Genomic DNA, 22,509 nt, shown 5'->3' on the forward strand with positions numbered 1-22,509 from the left:
GCCCTCGACCGTGGCGCGGGTGAGTTCAACCGCGCCGTTGGGCGCAACCATCAGGTAATAGGTTACCCAACCCTCGTCTTTGCCGTCGTCAACGCTGGCGTAACGCGGGAGATCCTCAAAAAGGCCATTACCGGCGCACAACCGTTCCGCTCCGGCACCCTTTTCCGAACGAGCCTTAGGCTCTTGCTCATCGTTACAGGCGACATCAACGTTCGCGAATACAATCCTGACCCGAATGGCGTCGTTCTTAATTGCCTCAACGCCATTAGGTCTATCGGCCTGCCATGCGTCGCCGACGTGCTCGTAGCGCAAGGCGAATGTGCCGTACTGATAGGACAGTGTGCCGGGGGCATTCGCCGGGTGGAACGGTGTTGCGTCCGCGGCAGCACCAAGCGCAGTCGTGCGCACGTTCAAAAGTTTGCCCCTGTCGAGTTGAAGTGCTGCAAGAGCTGGTTCTACTTCCCAGGTCTCGCGAAGAATCTTTGTCTTGGTGGCAGGCATGCGAATCCCTCGTGTTAATAAATCTTACCCTACAGTAGGGTAAGATTTATTAACACGCAATCACTATTTGCGTTTTTCCCAACGTTTTTTTGCCGCCTTCCGGGCGACCTCCGTCCGACGCTCCCCCGTCATGGACTCCGCCCGCGCCTTACCACCCCTCCGCCCAAGCTCGGCGGCCGCAGAGGGCTTTTCTTCGACCTCGACAATCTCCCCGGTGGCGATCTTGCCGACCATAACGGCCGCGCCTATCACGTCGGCTGGGCGCTTCTCACCTTTTGGGCCTTTGGGCATGAGACTAACGTTGGCGGCCTTTCGCGCGTAGTCAAGCATGCTGGATTATTTTCCTATTCAAACTGAGACACTACCCTACGCTGTCAAGGAATAAATTCCTGTCTTGGAGTCAATTCCTCATGTCCCCCCTTCCCTCCCCATATGACCAAAGGGCTGGCACCCAGGAGGTGTGGATGGACTATCTCATCGAAGCGAAGAAGTTCGTCGAGCGCGCGCATGAGGCTGCCCACCCTGAGGTGATCAAGCAGCATCTCAAAATGGCTGAGTGGCATCTGGCGCAGGCGATCGAGGAGCAGAACGAGCCGCCGCCAAGCGAGGTGAGTCGAAAATCGAACTGAGGCGCGATCCTGCCCGACCCAAACCTCCGAGGGGCGTTTGGGTCGGGTCAGTTGCTTTGCTGTCGGGTCAGCGCTTGGTGATCACCACTTCGAGATACTCGCTGGGGAGGACCAGCGTGCCGTCACCGGCGACGTTGAATGCGTCGAGGAGGGCGTAGATATCGGCCTCGAGCGCATCCCGCGCCTCAGGCTCGATCGCCGCGAACGCCTTGAGGACGGGGCCGTAGTAGCCGCGGAAAATTTCAAGCCAGTGCTGAGGCGATCGGTAGCGGAAGACGAAGGTCGTGCCCTTCGCGGCTACGGCCCCTTTCGTTCCGAACAGCGTGCCGAGATGCGCTTCGGTGCCCCACAGCGCCGGAGACTTCACCCCCGGTGCCGGCGGCACATATTTGCCGATGGTCTTGAACAGCTTGCCGATGAAGCCGTCAGGTGTCCAATTGGCGAGGCCGATCTTGCCGCCCCGGCGGCAGACGCGCATCAGCTCGCTTGCAGCCTGAGGCTGATTCGGCGTGAACATCACGCCGAAAGTCGAAAGCACGACATCGAAGCTCTCATCGGCGAAGGGAAGAGCTTCAGCGTCGGCCTGCTGGAAGGTGACCTTCAGGCGATCGGCTTCGGCACGCTCGCGCCCGCGCTCAAGCAACGAGGCGACATAGTCCGTCGACACGACGTCGGCGAAGCGGCGGGCCGCGGCAAGCGTGGCATTGCCGTTGCCGGCGGCGACATCGAGGACACGTTGGTTGCTGCGGAGATCGACGGCCTCGCACAACCTCTCGCCGACGATCTGCAGCGTAGTGCCGATCATGGCGTAGTCGCCTGAGCCCCAGGCGGCGTGCTGGCGCTCCTTGATCGCGGTGAGATCGACGGTTCCGGGGGGTGTTTGGACATTCATCACTTGAGTTCCCTGGTGCCGAAGCGCGAGAACACGTGGTCGTAAGGACCGCCAAGATCGTCGCATTGCACGTCGGCGACAAAAAACGAAGCGTTCTTTATTGATTCTTCGGCGGCTTCGCGGGTTGCCAAGTCTATGAAATTTTGCGCGCAATCGACCCCTATGGCCTCGCCGCTCGGGGTTACCTGTGCCGCAATGAGCCTGGTCGTGTCGCCAAAACCACATCCGACATCGAGCACGCGCTCACCTGCCTGATAGAGCTTGCGCCGGAACAGCTCGTCGCTGTGAACCGACAGACCCTGGCTCATGATATGTCGAAAGCGGCAAAGATTTTTCGAACAACACCGTGTTCCACGCTTCGACCAGGATAGAGTTGTTCGTATTGCTCATCCCGGAGCTTTCGGCGTCGATCGTGGCGGGTGCGGTTTGAACGTTCATGGCTCTCGTTCCTTGTCGGGTCTCAGCGCTATTCCGGAATGGTCTCACCCGAGCCGCCGAACGCAGCGGGAAAGTCCTTGAACTTGGGCAGGCCGTCGCGCATCGGGAGCACCGTCTCAGCGTAGTTTACGTGCACTCCGGGAGAGAATTTGAGTGTCGGCAGCGTCGCGGCGTAGACGTCGACGAGGCGAAGATACGGGTGGTCGGTCATAAGGTGACCGCCGCATCTGTCGCAATATTGCCTTTGGCTTTTCGGGGTCTTGGCAAAGGCGGCGAGGTGCTCGGCCCCGGCGGTAACCTTCACCGCTTCCGGCTTCCATAGCGTGAAGGCATTCACCGGCGCGGCCGACCAGGACCGGCAGGAGTTGCAGTGGCAGTACCCCATCGCCTCCGGTTCGCCCGTCACCTCGACCTGAACCGCACCGCAAAAGCATTGTCCTTTGCGCACTGTGGATGTTCCCTTTCTGGCGTAAATTGCCGATGTTCCAGCTCGCGGTGTTGCCGCGTGAGGGCCGGTATCTAGGTATTGTCGGCGTTGGCGCGAATGATCGGGCGTCCGCAATCCTTGACACCGCGTCCGGGATTGGAGAGGCATTGACGAAGCGTCCCAAATGGACCGGACGTACGGCGAAAGAGAGTACCGATGGGTGCCGACGCGCTTTCCGACGTGCTGAGAACGGTCCGGCTCACCGGCGCTACGTTCTTCGACATTGTGGCCAAGGCCCCGTGGGTCGCCGAGCAGCCGCCGCGCGAGAAGATCCTGCCGAAGATCCTGCCCGGCGCTGGGCATCTGATCGCGTATCATGTGGTCACCGAAGGCCGTTGCTTTACCAACCTCATCGGCGAAGAGCCGATCGTGGTCGAAGCCGGCGAGGTGATCGTCTTCACGAGGGGCGATCAGCATGTCCTGTCGAGCAGTCCGGGCATGCGTGCAGACCCCCACGCACCGAGTCCGCATGACGCGGTGCCCGGCGGGCAATTGCCGTTCTTCTTCAACCTTGGCGGAGACGGGCCGACTTCGACAAGGTTCGTCTGCGGCTTCCTTGCCTGCGATGCTCAACCGTTCAATCCGTTGCTCGACAATTTGCCGCCGATCATCAAGACCGGCGTCCCGCAAGGCGGCGACGCAGGCTGGCTAGGCCAGTTCATCCGCGTGGCCATGATGGAATCGGCCCACAAGCGCGCCGGCGGTGAAAGCGTGCTGGCCAAACTCAGCGAGTTGATGTTCATCGAGGTGGTGCGCCGGCATCTTGAGGCCCTGCCGCCGGAGCAGGCGGGGTGGCTCGCCGGCTTGCGCGATCCCTTCGTCGGCAAGGCATTGTCGCTCATGCACGCGAAGCCGGCACGCAACTGGACGATCGAGGATCTGGCCAAGGATGCAGGTCTGTCGCGCTCGGTGCTGGCGGAGCGTTTCGCCGACCTCGTCGGCATGCCGCCGATGCAATATCTCGCCAAATGGCGGATGCAGATCGCTTCGGGGCTGCTGGCCGGCGGCAACACCAATATCGCAAAGGTCGCCGCCGAGACCGGCTATGGCTCGGAGGCCGCCTTCAGCCGCGCCTTCAAGAAGATGGTGGGGGTGCCGCCGTCGGCCTGGCGTCACCGCCTCGAGCAGGACGCGGCACCTGCGACGGTGCAACAGCCCATCCCCGGCGGCTGATCAACGAGACGGACAAAGAAGCCCCGGCCGAATATCGACCGGGGCTCCCTACCAAAGGGGTGATCGCAGGTGACCACCACCGCAAAGCATGGCGCCGCCTGCACCGCCACGCCAGTTGATTCGGTTCGACTGGTTAAGGTTAAGGCGGGGCCATTCTCCCCGCGCTGGCGACTAGCCCTGGTGGTGGCTCTTATAGAACGACTCGGCCTTGGCGAGATTGGCGGAAGGCTCCTTCATGAAGTCCTTCCTGGCTTGCTCGCTGCCGAAGCAATAGCTCTTGCCTTTATAGTCGGCGTTCACCGAGCAGTCGGTGTTTATCTTTTTATGCAGGGCGAGTCCTTCGGCGCACATATTGTCGAACTCGCCTTTCGCTGCCGCGACGGCCGCCGTGGCGAGGCCGAGCACGAATGCGCCGGCGATCGCCGCGGTCACGATTGACCTGGTCATGGTCTCCTCCTTTTCACGGCCCAGGACGATTCCCGGGAATGAGCCCATCAACGCGCCGTAGCGATGCGCGTTCCCGCGTCCAATCGACACAGTTTGACAAGCTGCAGGCCGACCGCCGTCAGTGATACGGCTTGGAAATCATCCAGGTCTGCGCCGGGATCTTGGCGCAGGAATTGGCGAACACGTCGGTGATGTTGGCCGTGTTCGGGCCCGGGTTTTCGAGGCAGCGCGGATAAATGCGCATGTCCTCGTTGATCAGTGCGATGCGGTCGTTCCATTTGAGCGCATCCTTGGTCAACGCCTCGATCTTGGAGGCAAGCTCGCCGACCGTGCGATTGAGGCAGGCGATCTGCTCCTCGGCGCTTCCTTGACTGCAATCGGCGGCAAGCGCCGGCGCCGTGGGAAGCGCCCAAGCGGCGCAGGAAGCAGCCAAACCGATGAAGAAACCGAAGCGCATTCGCATGTGAGAAGCTCCTTCCGAATTCTGCCTCAAGCCGGGCGCAAGGTAGGTCCGATGCTAAGGCCGAGGCGCGAGCTTGACGAGCGGCGCTTTCCGCGCTCACGCCTTCGTGAAACTTGGCTGTACATTCACCCGTGTCTCCCAGGACTATAAGGAGCACATGATGGCCGCTCGTCCTGAAATAGCCGAAGGCAAGCCAGCACGGCGCGGCTTCCGTGCCTTCCTATGGCTCGGCGCCTTCGCGCTGCTGTTGTTCGTGCCGGCCGGCACGGTCCGCTGGCCTGGCGCCTGGGTGTTCCTCGCCATCATGGCGGTTGCAAGCTTCTGGTGCTTCGCCTGGCTTGGCCGCCACGACCCTGAACTGCTCAAGGAGCGCCTGCGGCCACCCTTCCAGCGGGAGCAGTTGCCTGAGGACAAACTCCTGATGGGCACTTTCCTGCCGCTTTGGCTCGGCTGGTACGTGCTCATGGGTCTCGACCGCCGCTTGGGCTGGTCCAACGTGCCGGTGTTGTTGCAGATCCTCGGAGTGGTCCTGCTCTGCCTCGGCATCTGGCTGTCCTGGCAGGTGCTGAAGGAGAACAGCTACGCCGCGCCGGTGGTGAAGGTGCAGAAGGAACGCGGGCACAAGGTGGTGACCACCGGCCCTTATGCCTATGTGCGCCACCCCATGTATTCGAGCGTCATTCTGATCGGAGTTGGCGTGCCGCTCCTGCTCGGCTCCTGGTGGGGGCTGCTGGCCGCTCCGCTCTTCATGCTGGTACTCGGCGTCCGCGCTACGATGGAGGAGCGCATGCTCAAGGCCGAGCTTGAAGGCTATGCGGATTATGCCGAGCGTGTCCGCTACCGCTTCGTACCGCTCCTCTGGTAGTAAGGTCGGCGTGGCGGGGAAATGGATAGCTCGATTCGGCGCGACTTCCGCGCTCGGGCTCTTGCTGTCCGCATGCAGCCTTGCGGGCCCGGCGTCCCACAGCTTCACCACAGCCACGCCAACGCCGGCGAAGCCCGACCCCACCGCGCTCGAGCAGGCAACAACCGCCTGCAAGGAGAGCACGCGCGAGAAGGGCATCAAATCGGTCCTTGCCATCGTTACCCGCATGCGCCCCGGAGCGGTCGACCGGGACTACGTCAACTGCATGAAGAACAAAGGCTACACGGTCGAGAAGTAAGCTGCGCGTTGACCTCCCGGATTAACGCTGGGGCGGGACTTTTCCGAAAATTTGCGCCAAGCGGCAGAGGCTTCTTGAGCAATTCTGTGGGCAGTATCGCCGCGCTTGCGGCTACGCCACCCCATTCGAGGCCGACTATGGATGCCGACCCCTCTCCTCCCCTCGTGCTGATCGAGTGGCTCGACTCAGGCCAGCCCGTTCCCGGCTGGCAGTGGCTGGAAGCGATCGAGCCGCGGCGTCCCCATCTTTGCGTGTCGGTGGGCTTCCTCATGCAAGATGACGCGAGCGCCAAGGTGCTCGCTCCGAACCTCGGCGCCAGCAACGGCAGCGGCGATTGGGACCAGGCCTCCGGCGTGATCACCATCCCGGCCTCGGCGGTCAAGCGGATGCTGGCCGTCTCGCCTCTCGGCGATACGCCGACGAATGGCCTTACTTGGCGTCGGGCGGGTTGACGCCCCGCGACCGCCGGTCACCCCTAGGTCCCTGCCAAATCTCTACAAAACGCCTCAATCAGGGTGTAATTTGTTGAACCGGTTGCCCATCCGGGCGGCAGTTGGGCATAAGAGGCCGGCTTCCGGCGCGGAGGCGCCAAGGGTCGGGGCAAAGTGCGGGACTTCCTACAAGGCAATCGCCGGCGCAAGCTTATTGATTGGCTCGCAATCGATTCCAGCATCGATTCGGGCCTCTATCGCGCTTGGATCGGCTTCAAGGACTGGTGGAGCGCCTATTCCACCTTTTTTGGGCGTTTTGAGGCGCGCGGCATCGTCCGCATCCTCAACGACTTCGCCTGCGAGGGCCTGACGCTTAGCGTCGGCGGTCTGCTCGTCCTGCTTGCCTTCGCCATCCCAGCCTTCGACCTCGCCCAGGGCAAGATGAACTTGTCCGACGAGTACAGCGTCACCTTCTATGACCGGTTCGGCAACGAGATCGGCAAGCGCGGGCTGCTCCGAGACGATTCGGTGCCGCTCGACGAGCTTCCCGACTTCTTGATCAAGGCGACGCTCGCCACCGAGGACAGGCGCTTCTTCGAACATTTCGGCGTCGACGTCATGGGCACCGTTCGCGCCCTTGCCGAGAACGCCCGCGCCGATGCCGTGGTGCAAGGCGGCAGCTCGCTCACTCAGCAGCTCGCCAAGAACATGTTCCTTTCGCCCGAGCGCGCGTTGAGCCGCAAGATCAAAGAGGCCTTCATCGCCGTCTATCTCGAGAATCACTACACCAAGCGCGAGATCCTCAAGCTCTATTTCGACCGCGCCTATCTCGGCGGCGGCTCCTATGGCGTGGAGGCGGCGGCTCGATTCTATTTCGGCAAGTCGGTCCGCGATGTCACCCTCGCCGAGGCTGCCATGCTCGCCGGCATGTTCAAGGCCCCGACGCGCTATGCGCCCCATATCGACATGGCGGCGTCGCGCGCCCGCGCCAACGAGGTGCTGACCAACATGGTGGAGGCGGGCTACCTGACCGAAGGTCAGGTCTATGGCGCTCGCATGAACCCCGCCAAGATCGTCGAGCGCGGCGACTATTACAGCCCCGACTGGTTCCTCGATTGGGCTTTCGAGGAGGTGCAGCGGATCATGCTGAACCGCAAGGAGCACATCCTCGCCGCCCGCACCACCGTCGATATCGGCCTACAGAAGATGGCCGAGCAATCGCTCCAGCAAACCATCGCGCAATTTGGCCGGGCCCGTTCCTTCGACCAGGGCGCAATGGTGGTCATGGAGCCAGACGGAGCCGCGCGGGCGATCGTCGGCGGCAAGGACTATGGCGAAAGTCAGTTCAACCGCGCCACCCACGCCTACCGGCAGCCCGGCTCATCCTTCAAGCCGTACGTCTATCTGACCGCGCTTGAGAACGGCTACACGCCCAACACGGTGGTCAGCGGCTTTGGCGCGGTGTGCGGACGCTGGTCTCCCAAGAACTATTCCGGCGGCGGCGGCGGCCGCATGATGCTCAAGGACGCTCTGGCGAAGTCGATCAACACCATCGCCGTGAAGGTCTCCCTGGATGTTGGTCGGGAGAAAGTGATGGCCAACATGCTCAAGCTCGGCATCACCCATCTCAAGAAGACCTGCTCCCTGGCGCTCGGTGACCAGGGCATGACCCCACTCGAACACACCTCCAACTTTGCGGTCTTCGCCAGCGATGGGATCGAGACTCATGCTTACGGCATCGAGGAGATTCACACCCTGCAAGGAGAGCTGCTCTACTCGCATGAGCGCGACACACCCGCGCGCAAGCGGATATTCGACTCAAAGCCGATAGAAGCCCTGAACACCATGCTGCAGGGCGTGGTTACCAACGGAACCGGCAAGGCGACGCAGCTTGACTACACTTACAACGTTGGCAAGACCGGGACGAGCACCGCCTATCGCGACGCCTGGTTCGTCGGTTTCACCGGCCAATATGTCGCCGGCGTTTGGCTCGGCAATGACGACTTCTCCCCCATGGCGCGGGTAACCGGCGGCAGCTTCCCGGCTCAGACCTGGCACAATTTCATGGTGCTCGCCCACGACACCGATAACATTCCGCAAATCCCCGGCATTCCGTTGCACCCGGTCCAGGTCGCCGAGCAGGAACGCCTGGCGAAGCTGCAAACCGCGGCGGCGACCGACACCGAGGTCATCGCGCCTCCGACGCCGGAGAGCGTCAAGGACATGTCGAGCATGACGCGCCAAGTCCTCGAAAAGCTCGGGACCATGCTCAAAGAGGCCCCGGCGCTCCAGCCGAGCGACACGCAGCCGCAGAACCGGGCCGAGGTTCCAGCTGCTCAACCCGCTAGTCCGGCAGCCGCCGGCCAATCGAGCGTAGCGTCGGCCGCGCCGGGCGCAAGCCCACCCGAAAGCGCGAGCCAACCAGCGACGCCAGGTCCAGTAGCGACCGGAAGCCAGACCGGCACCCTGCTCCCCCCATAAGCCGGTGGCGAGCTCGTTTCATCTCGAAGGTGCGCGCTTGCTCCACAGGTTTCTCGCCAGCCCCTCCGCTTCCCACGCGACGTTCAGGTCGGCTTCCACGGCGGCGCACTCCTCGTTACGCACGCTCTTTCAACTCATCGCCGTCTTTGCCGTTGCTCTCGTGCTCGGTATCAGCTCAGCGCGTTACATGATCGAGGAGGGTTCGTTTCTCACCACCCAGCGGGCTGGGCCTTGGTCGAGCTGGTTGAGCGAGGGCAACCCCAATGCCGATTCCTACACCAAAGCGCATCTCGCCCGGAGCGGCAGGCTCCCCCTGACCTCGACGACGGCACGCTACTTCACTGCCAGCACCGACAGTCAGGGATACCAACTGACCTCTGACTGCGAATATCTTGTCGAGGGCGCGGCGCTCAACGCACGCTGGTGGTCGCTTGCCGTCTATGACGAGCACGGATCGCTGATCGACAACCCATCCCAGCGCTACAGCTTCAACAGCGAAGAGGCGATCCGCCGCAGCGACGGCACTTACCACATCTCGCTGGCAAGCAACGCACGTCCCGAAAACTGGCTGCCGACCGGAACCGGGCCCGAGAAGAAGCTCGTGCTGATGCTGCGCATCTATAGTCCACGCGACATCGACTCCTCCGGCATCGGACAGATTCCCGACGATCGTCTTCCCAAAATCGAGCGCAAGGCATGCAACTGAGAATCCCTCTGCTCTACATTCTTCTTTGCCTCGTGCTCGCGGGCCTCATCCATATTGCCGCGGTCCTGGCGCTTCCTGGGCTTGCACCCAAAAATGCATGGGCAAGGCTCGTGCCGCTCGGGCCGGCCAACACGATGATTCAGATCCCGCCGCTCACCCCGGGAAACGAAGTGATGCCTATGATGGCGCCAGATGTTCGCTATGCCTTCTGCCGCTTCGATCTTGCGGACGGCCCGGTGCGTCTCAAAGGATCGGTTCCAAACGATTTGTGGATGATCGCCTTCTACACACCCGAAGGCGACAATTTCTACACCGTGCCCGGTGCCGACATGAAAAGCGCGCAGCTCGACCTGGTTATCGCGCTCGCCGATCAAGCGGTGGCGGAAGCAGGCGTCGACGCTCCGGAGGACGCCGACGAGCTGTTCGTCGTCAAGTCCCCGGCGCGAGAAGGCGTCGCCATCATTCGCGCCCCGCTATCGGGTCCGAGCCGCATCGCGCGCGCCGAAGATGCGCTCAAGGCCACCGTCTGTAGCCAGCTCAAGAAGTGAAAGTTTCATCTCGCCGGTCTGGCGAAGCCTCGAGAGTGGGATCTGGATCTAGCGCTGCTTCTTCCGACCGCGCTGTGCCCGTTTGCGCGACGTGTTGGCCGTTCCGGGGCTGCCCTCGTAAGCCTCGCGCTCGATGCGCACGCCGGGGAAGATGATGATCTGACCGGGAACGCCGTCCGTGAGTTCGGCGACCCGCGATGAGGGTTCCGCTGCTCGACGAAATTCCAGAATGGTCCCCATTCTCGGTCTCCTCGCCCCTACCGAACGCCGTCCCCAACGACCGTGGCGTTGCGGGCGACTATCCGCATTTAGACGCAGGTAAGGTTAACGAACTCCTAAATCCGCCGAATGAGCTTACTCCTCCGCGACCGCATCGCCAAGAAAATGGCGACCGGCCTTGTCTTCGACTTCGACAATCCAGATGTCGGCGTCAAACTTTACCTGCCGGGCGAGGTAGATTGCGGCCTCGCCCTCGGTGATGGGGTTGGTTGCAAAGCAACTCACCCACCGCCGCTCCAACTCGCCGCCTTCCAGGCCCGCCGGAGCGGGACCGTAAAGTTCGACCGTACCGTCGAGCCGATTGAGGCAGATGTAAATGGCCCCGGCGTGCTCGTCGCCTCGACGAACGACAACGGAGCACACGCCCTCAACCTGGCAGCGGCGCAAATAGGCTTTGACCCAGATTTCGCTCTTGATGCGCATCAGGGCGTCAGCTCCCGCTCATGGGCGCGAGGCTGTTGCCGAAAGGTCGCGTCCCGTCACGCGTTTGATTTCCCGCAACAGCTCCGGCGTGATGCGGCCGTTCTGCGCAATCTTCCGGTCGCGCTGGAAGGCGCTGACGGCGCGCTGGGTTTCATCTCCCATAGTTCCATCGACCGGGCCGGGTGCATAGCCGAGATCGGCGAGGATTTGCTGTACCTGCTTGATCGTCGAATCGCTGCCCGCCGTGGCGTTTGGTTTGGCGCGCGGAGCCCCATTCGCGGCGGCGACCGATCCAGTGCTCGCAGCCGGCGGCGCAGCCTCGCCAAGCAGAATGCGGCGCAGGAGCTCATCTGAGGGCGAGCCGGTGATGGGGAGCCCACGATCCTTCTCGAAGGTAGCAATCGCTTTCCGCGTCTCGTCGCTCAATTTGCCGTTGACGGTTCCGCTCGCATAGCCGCGTGCCGCGAGCTCGCGCTGGATTGCGGTCACGAGCTGCTGAGGCGCGGGCTGCCCCCGCAGCGGCGGCAGATCGGTGGTGACCGATACCGGCTTGGGCGCGGACGCAGGTGGGTTGGCGACGTGGATTGGGCCGTCCGGCAAGGGCACCCGTTGTGATCCCGCCGTGGGCAATAGGGCGCCGTTACGCTGCTCCTGCAAATAGAGCGCGTTATAGGTGATGAACCCGGTCAGGCCGATAAAGGCCAGAAACAAAAGGCGTGTCGCCACGACGCTCATCGCTCAGGGCCGAATCAACAGGTTGCTTGATCGAGAGTCCCCCGAGAGTCCCTCAGATGCAATCTTCGCTATGGAAGCTAAAGAGTTAATAAACGGGCCACCGACCTGCGAAGGCAGGCGTGGGGCGACGGTCACGCGGCCGTCATGGCGGGATCTTGTGGGGGGCGAGTGTCACGTTCGGCTTGTGGCAGCTTCACCGGCAACACGATGGTGGCCGTCGTGCCTTGGCCGAGCTTGCTTGCGATTTCGAGTTTGCCCTCGTGCAGGCGGGCAAGCCCCTGCACGACCGACAGGCCGAGGCCCGCACCGTCATGGCTGCGATTATACGCGTTGTCCGCCTGAACGAAGGGATGGCCGAGCTTCGGCAGGTCGTGCTCCGCAATGCCGATTCCATTGTCGGCGACGATCAGTTCGATCATGCCGTCAGCTTCCCGCGCCGAGATACGAACCGACCCACCCCCATCGGTGAACTTGATCGCGTTCGAGATCACGTTGAGCAGCATCTGCTTGCAGGCTCTCTTGTCGGCGACGAGCTCTGGCAGGCCTGAAGGTACCTCGGCGATCAATGTCAGCCGCTTTGCCTCTGCCGCATGCCGCATGACGTCGGCGCAGGAGCTGACGAGCGACCCCACGTCGAACGGTTCCTTGAGGAGCTTGAACTTGCCGGCCTCGATCTTCGACATGTCGAGAATGTCGTTGACGACATGGAGCAGGTGCTCGCCGCTCTCATGGATCATGCGGGCATAGTCCCGATAGCGTTGCTCCCCCAAAGCGCCGAACAGCTCGCGATTGAGGATCTCCGAGAAGCCGATGACGGCGTTGAGCGGCGTTCTGAGCTCGTGACTCATGCTGGCGAGGAATTGCGTCTTGGCCCTGCTTGCGCTCATCGCCTCGTCCCGCGCCCGCGTGATCTCGTCTTCTTGCGCCTTGCGCTCGGAGATGTCCCTCGTGCCGGCAAGCACGCCGGCAACCGCGCCTCCGTGCGGCGTTCGCAGCGGCCGGCAGCGCATCTCGACCCAGTTATAGCGCTCCCCGCCGGACGGAGCTTGCTGGCGCAGCCTAAACTCGACAGTGACGAGGGCTCCGGTGGCGCTGCACTTCGACAGCGCCGTGAGATAGGCCGGCCGGTCGGCGATATGGACGCGTTCGAACAGGCCGTCGCCGATGAGCTTCGCCGGCGTCTCTCCCAGCAATTGTTCCGCTGCATGCGAGGCAAACAGCACGCGGCCTCGTTCGTCATGACGGGTGATCATGTCGCTCGCGTTCTCAGCGAGCAGTCGGTAGCGCTCCTCGCCGACCCGGAATGCATCTTCGGATCGCCGATGAACCGTTTGGATGGCGATGGCGAGACCCGCGGCGTAGATGACGGCGCTCATGGCGCCAAAAAGACCGAGCAGATTGGCCGACACCGGGAGCGGCGGCTCAGGGGGCACCAAGCCGAGCGCGCCGCCTGCGGCGAGTACGATGAGACCAAGGGGCGCAAGCCCCGCCGCCCAGGCGACCACGCGCCGGTCCGTCGACAGCGCAGCTTCCAAGGGCACCACCACCATCCAGGGAACGAGGAATGAGGCGAGACCGCCGGTGAGCCAGGCCGAGAAGGTGATCAGGCCGGTGAAATTCGCCGCCGAGATGAGATGGGCTGCGCCAATCCTTCCGGTATGCGACAGGAAGACGGCAATGCCGATCGGCGACAGGAACCAGAGAAAGGCGACGGCGTCGAGCGCAGTCGGCTTGGCGGTCAGCGCGAGATAGACGGGCAAGACGCAGAGCGCCAGCAGCCCCGCCAGCAGCTGCGCTGCGATGAAGGAACGTTGCCGCGCCGCCCCGATGACGTCGTCGCGCACGGAATCATGCACAAGCGAGTCGAAATAGGCGCCCAACTTGCGCACACCCTTGCCGACCAATAAGCGCATTTTGGAGCGGGCCAATTGCCGCTTCGTCCCCGATTGTCGTTGCTGTTGATTATTCCGGGGGCCGCTTAAGGAACCTTAAAACGGATTGAGCCGCGCGGGAGCGGGACATTGCATCATGACGGCCGCGCGGCAGAGTCCTTAGGCAATCTTTATCCAATCTTTCCCGCACTTAAGACCTGTTGTCAGCGGCTTAACAACAGCGGCCCGCTTTAGACATCTCTTAAACCTAAAGATATTTTCTCGACGAAATTGATGCTCGGTAGTGAAAGTCGATTATTGCCTCGACGTTATAGTGCCTCCACCTGTGGGAAGGGAGCTGCCGGGACCGCCCGCCAGCTGGATTGAAAGGGGCACTTCGATGTTTCTCATTCGAACCGTCTTTTGGCTCGTCATCCTCGTTCTCCTGCTGCCGACGAATGAGCAGCAGCAGAGCGAGGTGTACGGAACGGCTCAGGCCGCTGTGAAGGATGTGAGCGGTTTCTGTGAGCGGAACCCGAGCGTTTGCGCCACCGGCAAGGATGCCTTTGCCGTCTTCATGCATAAGGCCCGGTTCGGGGCCGAGATGCTGATGAGCTTCGTCAAGGGGCAGACCGGGTTTGCCGCCGGCGATGGCGGAACCGCCGCCGGCGCCGCCGACATGGACGCTCCCCAGGCGCCAGGCGCCGATGATATCGCACCCGCCACCGCCGAAGAGGCTGGCAAACAGTCGAGCCTCGACCAGGCCGGCGTAGCTGAGGCAGGCATCGACAGTTGGGCCGCGGCGCAGGTGACCGTCGAGCCTGCCAGCGTCGAGGCCACCAACTCGCAAAACACGCTCGGCCCGGATGATCTTGCGCCGGCCTGGAGCGGGCCGCACCCGGCCGGGACTTAAGCTCCGGACGCAGTCGGGTTTCGGCAGGTTGCACCTGCCGAGCGGCGCGCGCGAAGGGTGGTTCCCAGCCCTTTCCCACCCGGAGCGCGCGTCAGTTTTCGTAAGCAACGCCTCGCAGACCTTGGCGATTCCACCTATATTCCAGTCATGGAGACCACACGACCAGCGCCGGCGAACGAGGCCCAGCCGCCCCTGAACTTCGACGAGATCGTTGCCGATTTCGATCTTCTCGAGGACTGGGAGGACCGTTATCGTTACGTGATCGAGCTTGGCCGGAAATTGCAGCCGCTGGCCGAAACCGAGCGTAGCGCCGCGAACAAGGTGCAAGGCTGCGTGAGCCAGGTCTGGCTCGCCACCACTGTCAATCCGAATCACCGCATCCCGCGCTTGAGCTTCGTCGGCGACAGCGACGCACATATTGTGCGCGGGCTGATCGCCATCTTGTTCGCCCTCTATTCGGGCAAGACCGCCGATGCCATTCTCGACATCGACGCCAGCGCCGTGCTCGGCCGCCTGCATCTCAAGGAACATCTGACGCCGCAGCGCTCGAACGGTCTGCTAGCCATGGTCGAGAGAATCCGCAAAGACGCCCGTGAGGCGATCGAGAAGGCTCCCACGGTTCACTGATCGCCCGAGCCACGCCAAGAATCCAGCGTCGGCCGGTAGTCTTCGCTTCCCCAGTGGCGAATGCCTGTCCGCCGACGAGGCAGATCGCTTGGGACATCAAGCCCATAGTGCCTGGCAAGGCGTGTGAGCGCGAGCTGCAGCACGACCTTGCCGGCGCGCTGCGGCCAGTCATGGCTTTTCTCGGCTTCCTCCAGCCCCTTCAGCTCGCAACAGATATCGACCAGCACGGCGGAAAGCTCAGGCCCCACCGCATCGAGCGCGCGCATGACGCGCTCCTTGGCGGCGATCACCTCGTCGCGCAAGGACGCCGCGTCGAACGGAGCTCCTCGCCGCGATCGGCCTGAGGGTGCCAGCGCCGACCAATTCGCCGTCACTCTCGGGCTCAGATGAGCGAACCAATAGTCGGCGCGGAGGCGCTCGCCGGCTTCATACTGAGCGTCGGAAATCAGCGGGCGCCCACTCCTGCTCTTTCGGCTCTTGAGCCAGCCGAGCGGGCTCTCCGCTTCATTGACCAGCATCGGGCGCCTGATTCCGTCCATCTCCTTGAGCGTGACCGCCCTCACTTGATGCTGCTCGCGGAACGGATCCCCCTCAGTTTCAGAGCGCCGAAGCCGTGCGCGGCCCACGTGCGACAGGACAAGATCGCCTCCACTCCATTCGAGCCAATCTTGCCGCAGGCAGAGTTCGACAAGTCTCTTCGGCACGCGCAACACCTGCCCCGATGCCGCTGAGCGGATGGCCAGCAGATAGCAGCCTTTCACTTGGCGAAGTGCGCTCCCCGCTTCATCCAAACGCGCAAGCAGACGGCGCGCTCCTGCCGTGTCGTCGCCAGGGCTCCTGCTCATCCCCTCACCCGCGTCCTTGGCGCATCGACAGCGCGTCGAGAAGACAGGAGACCGCCCGCTCGAGATGGTTGAGCCGGTAGTCAAAATCCGGATCGTCGCGCCTGTCCTCCACTAGACCGCAAGCATGAGCGACGGTGGTGCGATCGCGCTCGAAAAGGTGACCGACCTCGGTCAGGCTCACCCCGCAGCCAACATGGGCGAGATACATGGCGACCTGTCGGGCAAACGCTGTTCGCGCCGAGCCCCGCGTCCGGCCGCGCAGATCCTCGATGCCCACCTCGAACACCGCGGCGACCGCCGATTCAATCGCCCACCTGACCCGCGAGGTCCCAACCCTGACCCCGGCCTGTTGAACTTGATAGGCATCCCATCCCCCGATTGCTCGCACCGCACTCATTGCCGCTTCTCCCTAAAAATAGGATTAAATACCTATCACACTCTAGGGGATGCCGGCTGGAGCGGGGATAAGTCGTGGCCTGCAGGTCTCCAAACGCGAAGGAAGCGCGCCAAAAGCCCCCGCGCGAATTGTCTCTGTCCCCACCCAATCCTCACCCCTCCGGCTCGCGCGCATGGTTTGGCGCAACCCAGAAGGAGTCGGCAAATGGTGGAGAGCAAGCGCCTTGATGCGGAGGAGGCCGGATCTGAACCTCATCCGGACGCATCCCGCATCTTCGGCACGATGGTCGATGCCGGATCAGGCTGTTATCTCAGGGCGCGCGACCTGCCGCGTCTGGTCGCCCTTTGGCCGCATGAGCTTGCGGACCAAAGCCCCGAAGGGAGTTTGCTGATCCTGTCGAAGCTGCGGCGGGCGCTCCGCGCCGAGCGGCGCCGCGCCGTTGCCGGTCATTGGAGCTATGAGCTCAATCGCCACCTTGGCCTGATGACAGCCTACAAGGCTGAACTTGGGTCGATGCGCCGCGCGAAATTGCGGCTCAGGCGCACTGCGCCCGGCGCCGCGCGGTCCACATCTGCTGCGGCTGAGGCGCCGAACCAGGACGCGAAGTCCGCTCGTCGCCCTGGGGAGCCGTCTCGATAGGGGCGGCGGCCGTGTCGTAGCAGAGGATGCGATCGACCTTTATTCCGTCCTGCGAAAGCGGCAACCGCAGCCAGAATAAGACGATATGGTCGCGTCCTGGCGCCGGTCCGCGGACCACGCCGTGCAGCGGCGAACCCTCCTCCGCCACCCGGGCATGGATGTCGCGCCAATAATCTGCGCAAGCGCCGGCAAATATCCGGTCGACCCGCTTGCCGGTGATCTCCTCCCCGTAGACGTCGCGGAGCCGCGTGCCCGCCAGTCTGAACCGCGCCTCGCCCAAGCCTTCGGTCAGGTCGATAAGACCGACACAAGGAAGAAGCTTGGGGACGCTGAAAGGATTGATGTCGGAGCGGGCCGGCATGCCGCGGGAACCTGCGGTTTGCCGCCAATAGTCGTAGAGTTCCCGCTGACCTTGCGTCACTAACTGAGCCCGAAAAGCCCGTTCTGACAGCATCGGCCTCCCCCTTATAAGCCCTTGGACAGGCTTACCGAATCGCCGCGTTAACCATGACTATGTGGAGTTCGCGCGCCGGACGCAAGACCCCAAGACAAAATTCTTGAGGAGTCGCAATAGCTTGTGGTCGCGTGTTACCAGCGCCACTCGATTTGGAGGAAGCCCTCCTCAGTTAATGGAAGGAAAGCGCGGCGAAATTCACCGCGCTGCGTGAAAGTGATTCGTCCGGTTATCTGCGGCGCTGGCCAAGACCCATGCGCTTGGCAAGATCGGAGCGGGCAGCGGCATAGTTGGGAGCCACCATCGGATAGTCGTGCGGCAAGCCCCACTTCTCCCGATAGTCCTCCGGCGAAAGATCGTAGTGAGTCCGCAAATGGCGCTTCAGCGATTTGAACTTCTTACCGTCCTCGAGACAGATGATATACTCGGGAGTGACTGACCGTTTCACCGGGACGGCAGGCCGAAGCTCTTCCCGCGCGGGCTGGCCGGAGGCGGCCGACGCCCTGCTCAAAGCGTCGAACACGTTGTGGATCACACCGGGAAGGTCGGAGGCGACGACCGGGTTGTTGCTGACATAGGCGGACACGATTTCGGCCGTGAGCTCGACGAGCTCATTCTTCTCCAGGTTTTGTTCCATTAAGACCTCCTTGGATCAAGCACAGTTCCCGTTCACTGCAAACCCGGCAACTGTATGCAAATTGTTGTCGCCTCCCGAGTCACAAGAACACTACAGGCACCAGATTATGCCGATCTTGTGACGGGAAGTTGCGTTGTTTTCGCAACTAGAAAATGTGTCCCGCATCTAGGTACACAACGCGACTGGGTATATAGCACCTTTTTACAAGTACGCAATCATCAATGACCATGAAGACTGGAGGCTAAATAAATATGTTGAACCAATACGCGACTTGCGACAGCCCTCCTTGCTTCGCGTTCGCTGTTCAAGTCTAATTCAAGAGGTCTACAATCACTGGAAAATCTCTCATCCTCACGCGCGTTCGGACTACTCAAACAAGGATCTGAATCAAGCCTACGTGAGCGGCTTGTCCCTACCCTCACCGAAATGCATTCCGACAACTATATTGCGGTGATCCAACACAAGAAGAAAGGAAGAGTTCCCTCCAATGCGCAAAACCCTGGAAGCAGAGATGGAGAAATCCGGCAACGACGTCAAATCCGATGTGGAGTGGCGCAAAACACTCACCCCGGAAGAGTTTCGGGTAACACGCCAGCATGGAACCGAGCCGGCTTTCAGTCACCCCTATTATCAGGAGAAGAGCGAAGGCATGTATCGTTGCGTCTGCTGTGGCGCCCCCCTGTTCAGCTCTGAAACCAAATACGATTCCGGCACTGGCTGGCCGAGCTTTTATGCCCCGGCCGAAGGGGGCGCCGTGAGCGAGCATGAAGATCGCTCCCTTTTCATGCGCCGGACAGAGGTGCGCTGTGCCAATTGCGAGGCTCATCTTGGGCACGTCTTTCCCGACGGGCCCAATCCCAGCGGATTGCGCTATTGCATCAACGGCGTTGCCTTGAAGCACGACGCTGACTACGCCTCCGGCGACACGTCCAGGTAAACCTTCTCGTATGGATGCCAAGTCCTGCGCAGGGATAACTCCCCCCCGCGCCCCTCGCCGGCCGCTCAACTCGATCCAGCACGGCATCGCTCGCGTCGACGACTACGCCTGGCTGCGCGCCTCGAATTGGCAGGCCGTCATGCGCGATCCGCAGGCGCTCGCCTCCGACATCCGTGCCCAACTGCAAGCCGAGAACGCCTACACATCGGACGTCATGGCCGATACCGAGGCGTTGCAACAGCGCCTCTTCGCCGAGATGAAAGGCCGGATCAAGGAAGATGATTCCTCGGTTCCCGCGCCCGACGGGTCATTCTCCTACTACACGCGCTTCGTCACCGGGGGTCAGCACCCACTGTTCTGTCGCGTGAAGCGCGATGGCGGCGAGGAGCAGGTCCTGGTCGACGGCAACGCGCTTGCCAAGGACCACGTCTATTTCCGCATCGCCAATGTCGCGCATAGCCCCGACCACAAGCTCATCGCCTATGCCATCGACACCAAGGGCTCGGAGTTCTACGCGGTCCAAATCATCGAGGCGGAGACTGGCGCCATGGTCGATGACCGGATCGTCGACAATAACGGCAGCTTTGAATGGGCGTCCGACAGTCGGACCCTGCTCTATGTCTGGCTCGACGATGGGCACCGTCCACGCAAGGCCTTGCGCCACGCCATAGGATCTGCCGGAGAAGATGCGCTCATCTATGAGCAGCCGAACCCCGGCTACTTTCTGGGTCTGGACGCGACTCAGGACCGGCGTTTCCTGCTTCTCAGCGTGCATGATCACGAGACGGCCGAGGTGAATCTGATCGATGCAGAAAATCCATCGGCAACGCCACGCCTGGTCAGTCCGCGCGAGCCCGAGCACGATTATTCCGTCGAGCACCACGGCGACCGGCTGATCATCCTCACCAATTCTGATGGCGCCGAGGACTACCGCATCGTCGAAGCGCCGGCTGACAATCCTGGTCGGGAGCATTGGCGCGAGATCGAGCCCCATCGGCCGGGCCGTCTCATCCTCGAGATCGTAGCCTTCAAGGACTATCTCGTGCGGCTCGAGCGCGAAGATGGGCTGCCGCGCATCGTCATCCGCCGCTTCGCCGATGGAACCGAGCACGAGATCGCCTTCGCCGAGGAAGCCTACGCGCTCGGCATCTCGCCGGGCTACGAATATGACACAAGCACGCTCCGCTTCACCTATTCGTCGATGACGACGCCGGCGCAAATATTCGACTACGACATGGAGGCGCGCGAGCGCACCTTGCGCAAGACGCAAGAGATCCCGAGCGGTCACGATCCGGCCAATTACCTCACGCGCCGGGTCATGGCGCCGGCCAAGGACGGCGAGACGGTTCCGGTCTCGTTGCTCTACCGCAACGGGACGCCGCTCGACGGCTCTGCTCCGCTCCTGCTTTACGGCTACGGAGCCTATGGGATGTCGATCCCAGCGGCCTTCTCGACCAACGCGCTCAGCCTCGTCGATCGCGGCTTCGTCTACGCCATCGCCCATGTGCGCGGCGGCAAGGACAAGGGCTACCGCTGGTACAAGGACGGCAAGCGCGAGAAGAAGGTCAATACCTTCACCGACTTCATCGCCGCGGGCGACTATCTAGCGCGCCAGAAATTTACGTCACGCGGGCGCATCGTGGCTCATGGCGGAAGTGCCGGCGGCATGCTGATGGGCGCCGTCGCCAACATGGCGCCCGATTTGTTTCTTGGCGTCATCGCCGAAGTGCCGTTCGTCGACGTGCTCACCACCATGCTTGATGCGAGCCTGCCGCTCACCCCGCCTGAATGGCCGGAATGGGGCAACCCGATCGAGAGTGCCGAGGCGTACCGCATCATCGCCGCCTATTCGCCTTACGACAACGTGCAGGCACAATCCTATCCTCATATTCTGGCGCTTGCCGGTCTTACCGACCCGCGTGTCACCTATTGGGAGCCTGCGAAATGGGTGGCTAGGCTGCGCGAGATCAAGACCGACGATCATCTCTTGCTTTTGCGCACCAACATGGATGCCGGGCACGCAGGCGCTTCCGGCCGCTTCGAGCGGTTGAAGGAGGTGGCGCTGGCCTACGCCTTCGCGCTGAAGATCGCAGGCCTAGGCGGCCTGGGCTGACCTGTGCCAGAGTGGCTCCACCTTACCCTCGGCGCGTGAAGTCCAATGCTTCTTTCCCGCGACAAGTCACAGCTGCTCATCATCGACGTGCAGGAGAAGCTTCTGCCGGCGATGCCGGACCCCGAGCGCGTCGTCGAGCGTTGCATCCGTCTCGTCCGCGCGGCGCGGACCCTCGACATTCCCATCACCGTCTCAGAGCAATATCCAGGCGGAATTGGCCCGACCGTGGCGCCGCTGCGCGAAGCCCTCGGCAACTCCGGCGCGGTCATCGACAAGGTCGAGTTCTCCTGCGCGAAGAACGACCTTTTGCGCGAGCGTCTGCACGAGCTCCGCAAGAGGGGCCGGGGACAAGTGGTGATCGGCGGCATCGAAGCGCATGTCTGCGTCACCCAGACGGCAATCGATCTTGAGGATCAGGGCTTCGAAGCCTTCGTGGTCGCCGACGCCGTTGCCTCGCGCGCCAAGTCGAGCCGGCGCCTTGCGCTCGCGCGCCTGCTCAAAACCGGCGTCGATATCGTGAATAGCGAGATGGTCGTGTTCGAGTGGCTGGGCAAAGCCGGCACGCCGGAGTTCAAAGAGCTGCTCGGTCTGGTGAAGTAGACTTTCGCCGTCTCGCCTTTCCTGAACCGGTCCTGCAAGCCCGGTTCATGCGCGGTTCAGCGGCGCTCCCCCACAGTCCGAAGCGTCAGATCCCTGTAACTGATGAAGTGAACCTTCCTCGGCACCGGGCGCGGAGTTCAGGGGCTCCGCGCCCACCCTTCATCGGCTTGCTTGCGCGGGCTCGCGGGAACCTTTAGCTTTCCGCCGACTTTCTCCACGAAACCTCCGGAGAACCGCCGTGACCTTCGAACTGATGACACTTCCCTATGCCTACGAAGCGCTCGAGCCGTATATGTCGGCCGAAACGCTTCATTATCACCATGACAAACATCACCAGGCCTATGTCGACATGCTGAACAAGCTGCTCCCAGGCTCCGGTTTCGAGGGCATGAGCCTCGAGGAGATCGTCAAGGCGAGCTACGGCAAGAACCAGGGCGTGTTCAACAACGCCGCCCAAGACTTCAACCACAATCAGTTCTGGCCATGGATGAAGAAGGGCGGCGGCGGCAAGAAAGTGCCTGGCTCGGTGCTTGCCCTGATCGACCGCGACCTTGGCGGCTTCGACAAGTTCCGCGATGCCTTCATCGAGGCCGGCAAGACCCAATTCGGCTCAGGCTGGTGCTGGCTTACGCTGAAGGACGGCAAGCTCGAGGTCACCAAGACCCCGAATGGCGAGAACC

Annotated in this window: 29 protein-coding genes; 14 read left to right on the plus strand and 15 right to left on the minus strand. The window is 62.4% G+C overall.

Annotation, left to right across the window (positions count from 1 at the left end):
* The coding region (locus ACREC7_RS10420; protein ID WP_431555619.1) for a hypothetical protein at nt 1-501 on the minus strand (501 nt) is incomplete at its 3' end.
* A 63-nt stretch (nt 502-564) separates the two neighbouring features.
* On the minus strand, nt 565-831 hold the full coding sequence (locus tag ACREC7_RS10425; protein ID WP_431555620.1) for an RNA-binding protein: 267 nt from the start codon (nt 829-831) through the stop codon (nt 565-567).
* 134 nt (nt 832-965) lie between these two features.
* Here ACREC7_RS10425 and ACREC7_RS10430 point away from each other — a divergent pair, with 134 nt between their 5' ends.
* Nucleotides 966-1,130: a hypothetical protein gene (locus tag ACREC7_RS10430; protein WP_431555621.1), complete on the plus strand. Its 165-nt coding sequence runs from the start codon at nt 966-968 to the stop codon at nt 1,128-1,130.
* 67 nt (nt 1,131-1,197) lie between these two features.
* Here ACREC7_RS10430 and ACREC7_RS10435 read toward each other — a convergent pair whose 3' ends face one another.
* From ACREC7_RS10435 to ACREC7_RS10445, 3 genes are all read right to left on the minus strand, one after another.
* Nucleotides 1,198-2,022, minus strand: coding sequence for a class I SAM-dependent methyltransferase (locus tag ACREC7_RS10435; RefSeq protein ID WP_431555645.1), 825 nt, complete (start codon nt 2,020-2,022; stop codon nt 1,198-1,200).
* Nucleotides 2,022-2,330, minus strand: coding sequence for a methyltransferase domain-containing protein (locus tag ACREC7_RS10440; protein WP_431555622.1), 309 nt, complete (start codon nt 2,328-2,330; stop codon nt 2,022-2,024). The genes ACREC7_RS10435 and ACREC7_RS10440 overlap by 1 nt, the downstream gene beginning before the upstream one ends.
* Before the next feature lie 158 nt (nt 2,331-2,488).
* Nucleotides 2,489-2,845: a GFA family protein gene (locus tag ACREC7_RS10445; RefSeq protein WP_431555646.1), complete on the minus strand. Its 357-nt coding sequence runs from the start codon at nt 2,843-2,845 to the stop codon at nt 2,489-2,491.
* Between the two features lie 258 nt (nt 2,846-3,103).
* Here ACREC7_RS10445 and ACREC7_RS10450 point away from each other — a divergent pair, with 258 nt between their 5' ends.
* Nucleotides 3,104-4,120 carry an AraC family transcriptional regulator gene (locus ACREC7_RS10450; protein ID WP_431555623.1) on the plus strand — a complete coding sequence of 339 codons (1,017 nt, stop codon included), beginning with the start codon at nt 3,104-3,106 and terminating at the stop codon, nt 4,118-4,120.
* Nucleotides 4,121-4,291: 171 nt separating this feature from the next.
* On the opposite strand, the gene ACREC7_RS10455 is transcribed toward ACREC7_RS10450, so the two are convergent.
* Both ACREC7_RS10455 and ACREC7_RS10460 read right to left on the minus strand, forming a co-directional pair.
* A complete protein-coding gene (locus tag ACREC7_RS10455) occupies nt 4,292-4,567 on the minus strand; it encodes a hypothetical protein (protein WP_431555624.1) in 276 nt (91 codons plus the stop codon).
* 118 nt (nt 4,568-4,685) lie between these two features.
* On the minus strand, nt 4,686-5,030 hold the full coding sequence (locus tag ACREC7_RS10460) for a hypothetical protein (protein ID WP_431555625.1): 345 nt from the start codon (nt 5,028-5,030) through the stop codon (nt 4,686-4,688).
* Between the two features lie 157 nt (nt 5,031-5,187).
* Here ACREC7_RS10460 and ACREC7_RS10465 point away from each other — a divergent pair, with 157 nt between their 5' ends.
* The 6 genes from ACREC7_RS10465 to ACREC7_RS10490 all read left to right on the plus strand — a co-directional run bounded on the left by ACREC7_RS10465 (nt 5,188) and on the right by ACREC7_RS10490 (nt 10,359).
* Nucleotides 5,188-5,895 (plus strand): methyltransferase family protein, encoded by a 708-nt coding sequence (locus tag ACREC7_RS10465; protein ID WP_431555626.1) that lies wholly within the window; start codon nt 5,188-5,190, stop codon nt 5,893-5,895.
* 10 nt (nt 5,896-5,905) lie between these two features.
* Complete coding sequence (locus ACREC7_RS10470; protein WP_431555627.1) at nt 5,906-6,193, plus strand: hypothetical protein; 288 nt, start codon at nt 5,906-5,908, stop codon at nt 6,191-6,193.
* Nucleotides 6,194-6,267: 74 nt separating this feature from the next.
* Nucleotides 6,268-6,645, plus strand: coding sequence for a hypothetical protein (locus ACREC7_RS10475; protein ID WP_431555628.1), 378 nt, complete (start codon nt 6,268-6,270; stop codon nt 6,643-6,645).
* 153 nt (nt 6,646-6,798) lie between these two features.
* Nucleotides 6,799-9,105 (plus strand): transglycosylase domain-containing protein, encoded by a 2,307-nt coding sequence (locus ACREC7_RS10480; protein WP_431555629.1) that lies wholly within the window; start codon nt 6,799-6,801, stop codon nt 9,103-9,105.
* Between the two features lie 37 nt (nt 9,106-9,142).
* The gene (locus ACREC7_RS10485; protein ID WP_431555630.1) at nt 9,143-9,811 is read left to right on the plus strand and encodes a DUF1214 domain-containing protein; all 669 of its coding nucleotides are present in this window, start codon (nt 9,143-9,145) and stop codon (nt 9,809-9,811) included.
* Nucleotides 9,802-10,359, plus strand: coding sequence for a DUF1254 domain-containing protein (locus ACREC7_RS10490; RefSeq protein ID WP_431555631.1), 558 nt, complete (start codon nt 9,802-9,804; stop codon nt 10,357-10,359). The genes ACREC7_RS10485 and ACREC7_RS10490 overlap by 10 nt, the downstream gene beginning before the upstream one ends.
* Before the next feature lie 48 nt (nt 10,360-10,407).
* Here ACREC7_RS10490 and ACREC7_RS10495 read toward each other — a convergent pair whose 3' ends face one another.
* From ACREC7_RS10495 to ACREC7_RS10510, 4 genes are all read right to left on the minus strand, one after another.
* Nucleotides 10,408-10,599, minus strand: a complete 192-nt coding sequence (locus ACREC7_RS10495; protein WP_431555632.1) for a hypothetical protein — start codon at nt 10,597-10,599, stop codon at nt 10,408-10,410.
* Between the two features lie 114 nt (nt 10,600-10,713).
* Nucleotides 10,714-11,061, minus strand: coding sequence for a DUF1491 family protein (locus ACREC7_RS10500; RefSeq protein WP_431555633.1), 348 nt, complete (start codon nt 11,059-11,061; stop codon nt 10,714-10,716).
* Nucleotides 11,062-11,079: 18 nt separating this feature from the next.
* Nucleotides 11,080-11,787, minus strand: coding sequence for a peptidoglycan-binding domain-containing protein (locus ACREC7_RS10505; RefSeq protein WP_431555634.1), 708 nt, complete (start codon nt 11,785-11,787; stop codon nt 11,080-11,082).
* 140 nt (nt 11,788-11,927) lie between these two features.
* Nucleotides 11,928-13,724 (minus strand): PAS domain-containing sensor histidine kinase, encoded by a 1,797-nt coding sequence (locus tag ACREC7_RS10510; RefSeq protein ID WP_431555635.1) that lies wholly within the window; start codon nt 13,722-13,724, stop codon nt 11,928-11,930.
* 343 nt (nt 13,725-14,067) lie between these two features.
* On the opposite strand from ACREC7_RS10510, the gene ACREC7_RS10515 reads away from it, so the two are divergent.
* Both ACREC7_RS10515 and ACREC7_RS10520 read left to right on the plus strand, forming a co-directional pair.
* Nucleotides 14,068-14,580, plus strand: coding sequence for a DUF5330 domain-containing protein (locus tag ACREC7_RS10515; protein WP_431555636.1), 513 nt, complete (start codon nt 14,068-14,070; stop codon nt 14,578-14,580).
* Between the two features lie 192 nt (nt 14,581-14,772).
* Nucleotides 14,773-15,207 (plus strand): SufE family protein, encoded by a 435-nt coding sequence (locus ACREC7_RS10520; RefSeq protein ID WP_431555647.1) that lies wholly within the window; start codon nt 14,773-14,775, stop codon nt 15,205-15,207.
* Here ACREC7_RS10520 and ACREC7_RS10525 read toward each other — a convergent pair.
* From ACREC7_RS10525 to ACREC7_RS10540, 4 genes are all read right to left on the minus strand, one after another.
* Nucleotides 15,201-16,052: a DUF6456 domain-containing protein gene (locus tag ACREC7_RS10525; protein WP_431555637.1), complete on the minus strand. Its 852-nt coding sequence runs from the start codon at nt 16,050-16,052 to the stop codon at nt 15,201-15,203. The two genes, ACREC7_RS10520 and ACREC7_RS10525, sit on opposite strands and share 7 nt — an antisense overlap.
* A 4-nt stretch (nt 16,053-16,056) precedes the next feature.
* Entirely contained in the window at nt 16,057-16,449 is a 393-nt protein-coding gene (locus ACREC7_RS10530; RefSeq protein WP_431555638.1) for a helix-turn-helix domain-containing protein, read from the minus strand.
* Nucleotides 16,450-16,984: 535 nt separating this feature from the next.
* Nucleotides 16,985-17,509: a PAS domain-containing protein gene (locus ACREC7_RS10535; protein WP_431555639.1), complete on the minus strand. Its 525-nt coding sequence runs from the start codon at nt 17,507-17,509 to the stop codon at nt 16,985-16,987.
* A 262-nt stretch (nt 17,510-17,771) separates the two neighbouring features.
* Nucleotides 17,772-18,179, minus strand: coding sequence for a MucR family transcriptional regulator (locus tag ACREC7_RS10540; protein WP_431555640.1), 408 nt, complete (start codon nt 18,177-18,179; stop codon nt 17,772-17,774).
* Between the two features lie 487 nt (nt 18,180-18,666).
* On the opposite strand from ACREC7_RS10540, the gene msrB reads away from it, so the two are divergent.
* The 4 genes from msrB to ACREC7_RS10560 form a co-directional block, all read left to right on the plus strand.
* A complete protein-coding gene (gene msrB, locus ACREC7_RS10545) occupies nt 18,667-19,116 on the plus strand; it encodes a peptide-methionine (R)-S-oxide reductase MsrB (protein WP_431555641.1) in 450 nt (149 codons plus the stop codon).
* Between the two features lie 10 nt (nt 19,117-19,126).
* Entirely contained in the window at nt 19,127-21,229 is a 2,103-nt protein-coding gene (locus tag ACREC7_RS10550; protein ID WP_431555642.1) for a S9 family peptidase, read from the plus strand.
* A gap of 45 nt (nt 21,230-21,274) precedes the next feature.
* The gene (locus ACREC7_RS10555; protein WP_431555643.1) at nt 21,275-21,829 is read left to right on the plus strand and encodes a hydrolase; all 555 of its coding nucleotides are present in this window, start codon (nt 21,275-21,277) and stop codon (nt 21,827-21,829) included.
* A 238-nt stretch (nt 21,830-22,067) separates the two neighbouring features.
* Nucleotides 22,068-22,509, plus strand: a 442-nt coding sequence (locus ACREC7_RS10560) for a superoxide dismutase (RefSeq protein ID WP_431555644.1), incomplete at its 3' end; no start/stop codon positions are given.

It is taken from the genome of Methyloceanibacter sp. (assembly GCF_050728395.1).
In the GTDB taxonomy this organism is placed as follows: Bacteria; Pseudomonadota; Alphaproteobacteria; order Rhizobiales; family Methyloligellaceae; genus Methyloceanibacter.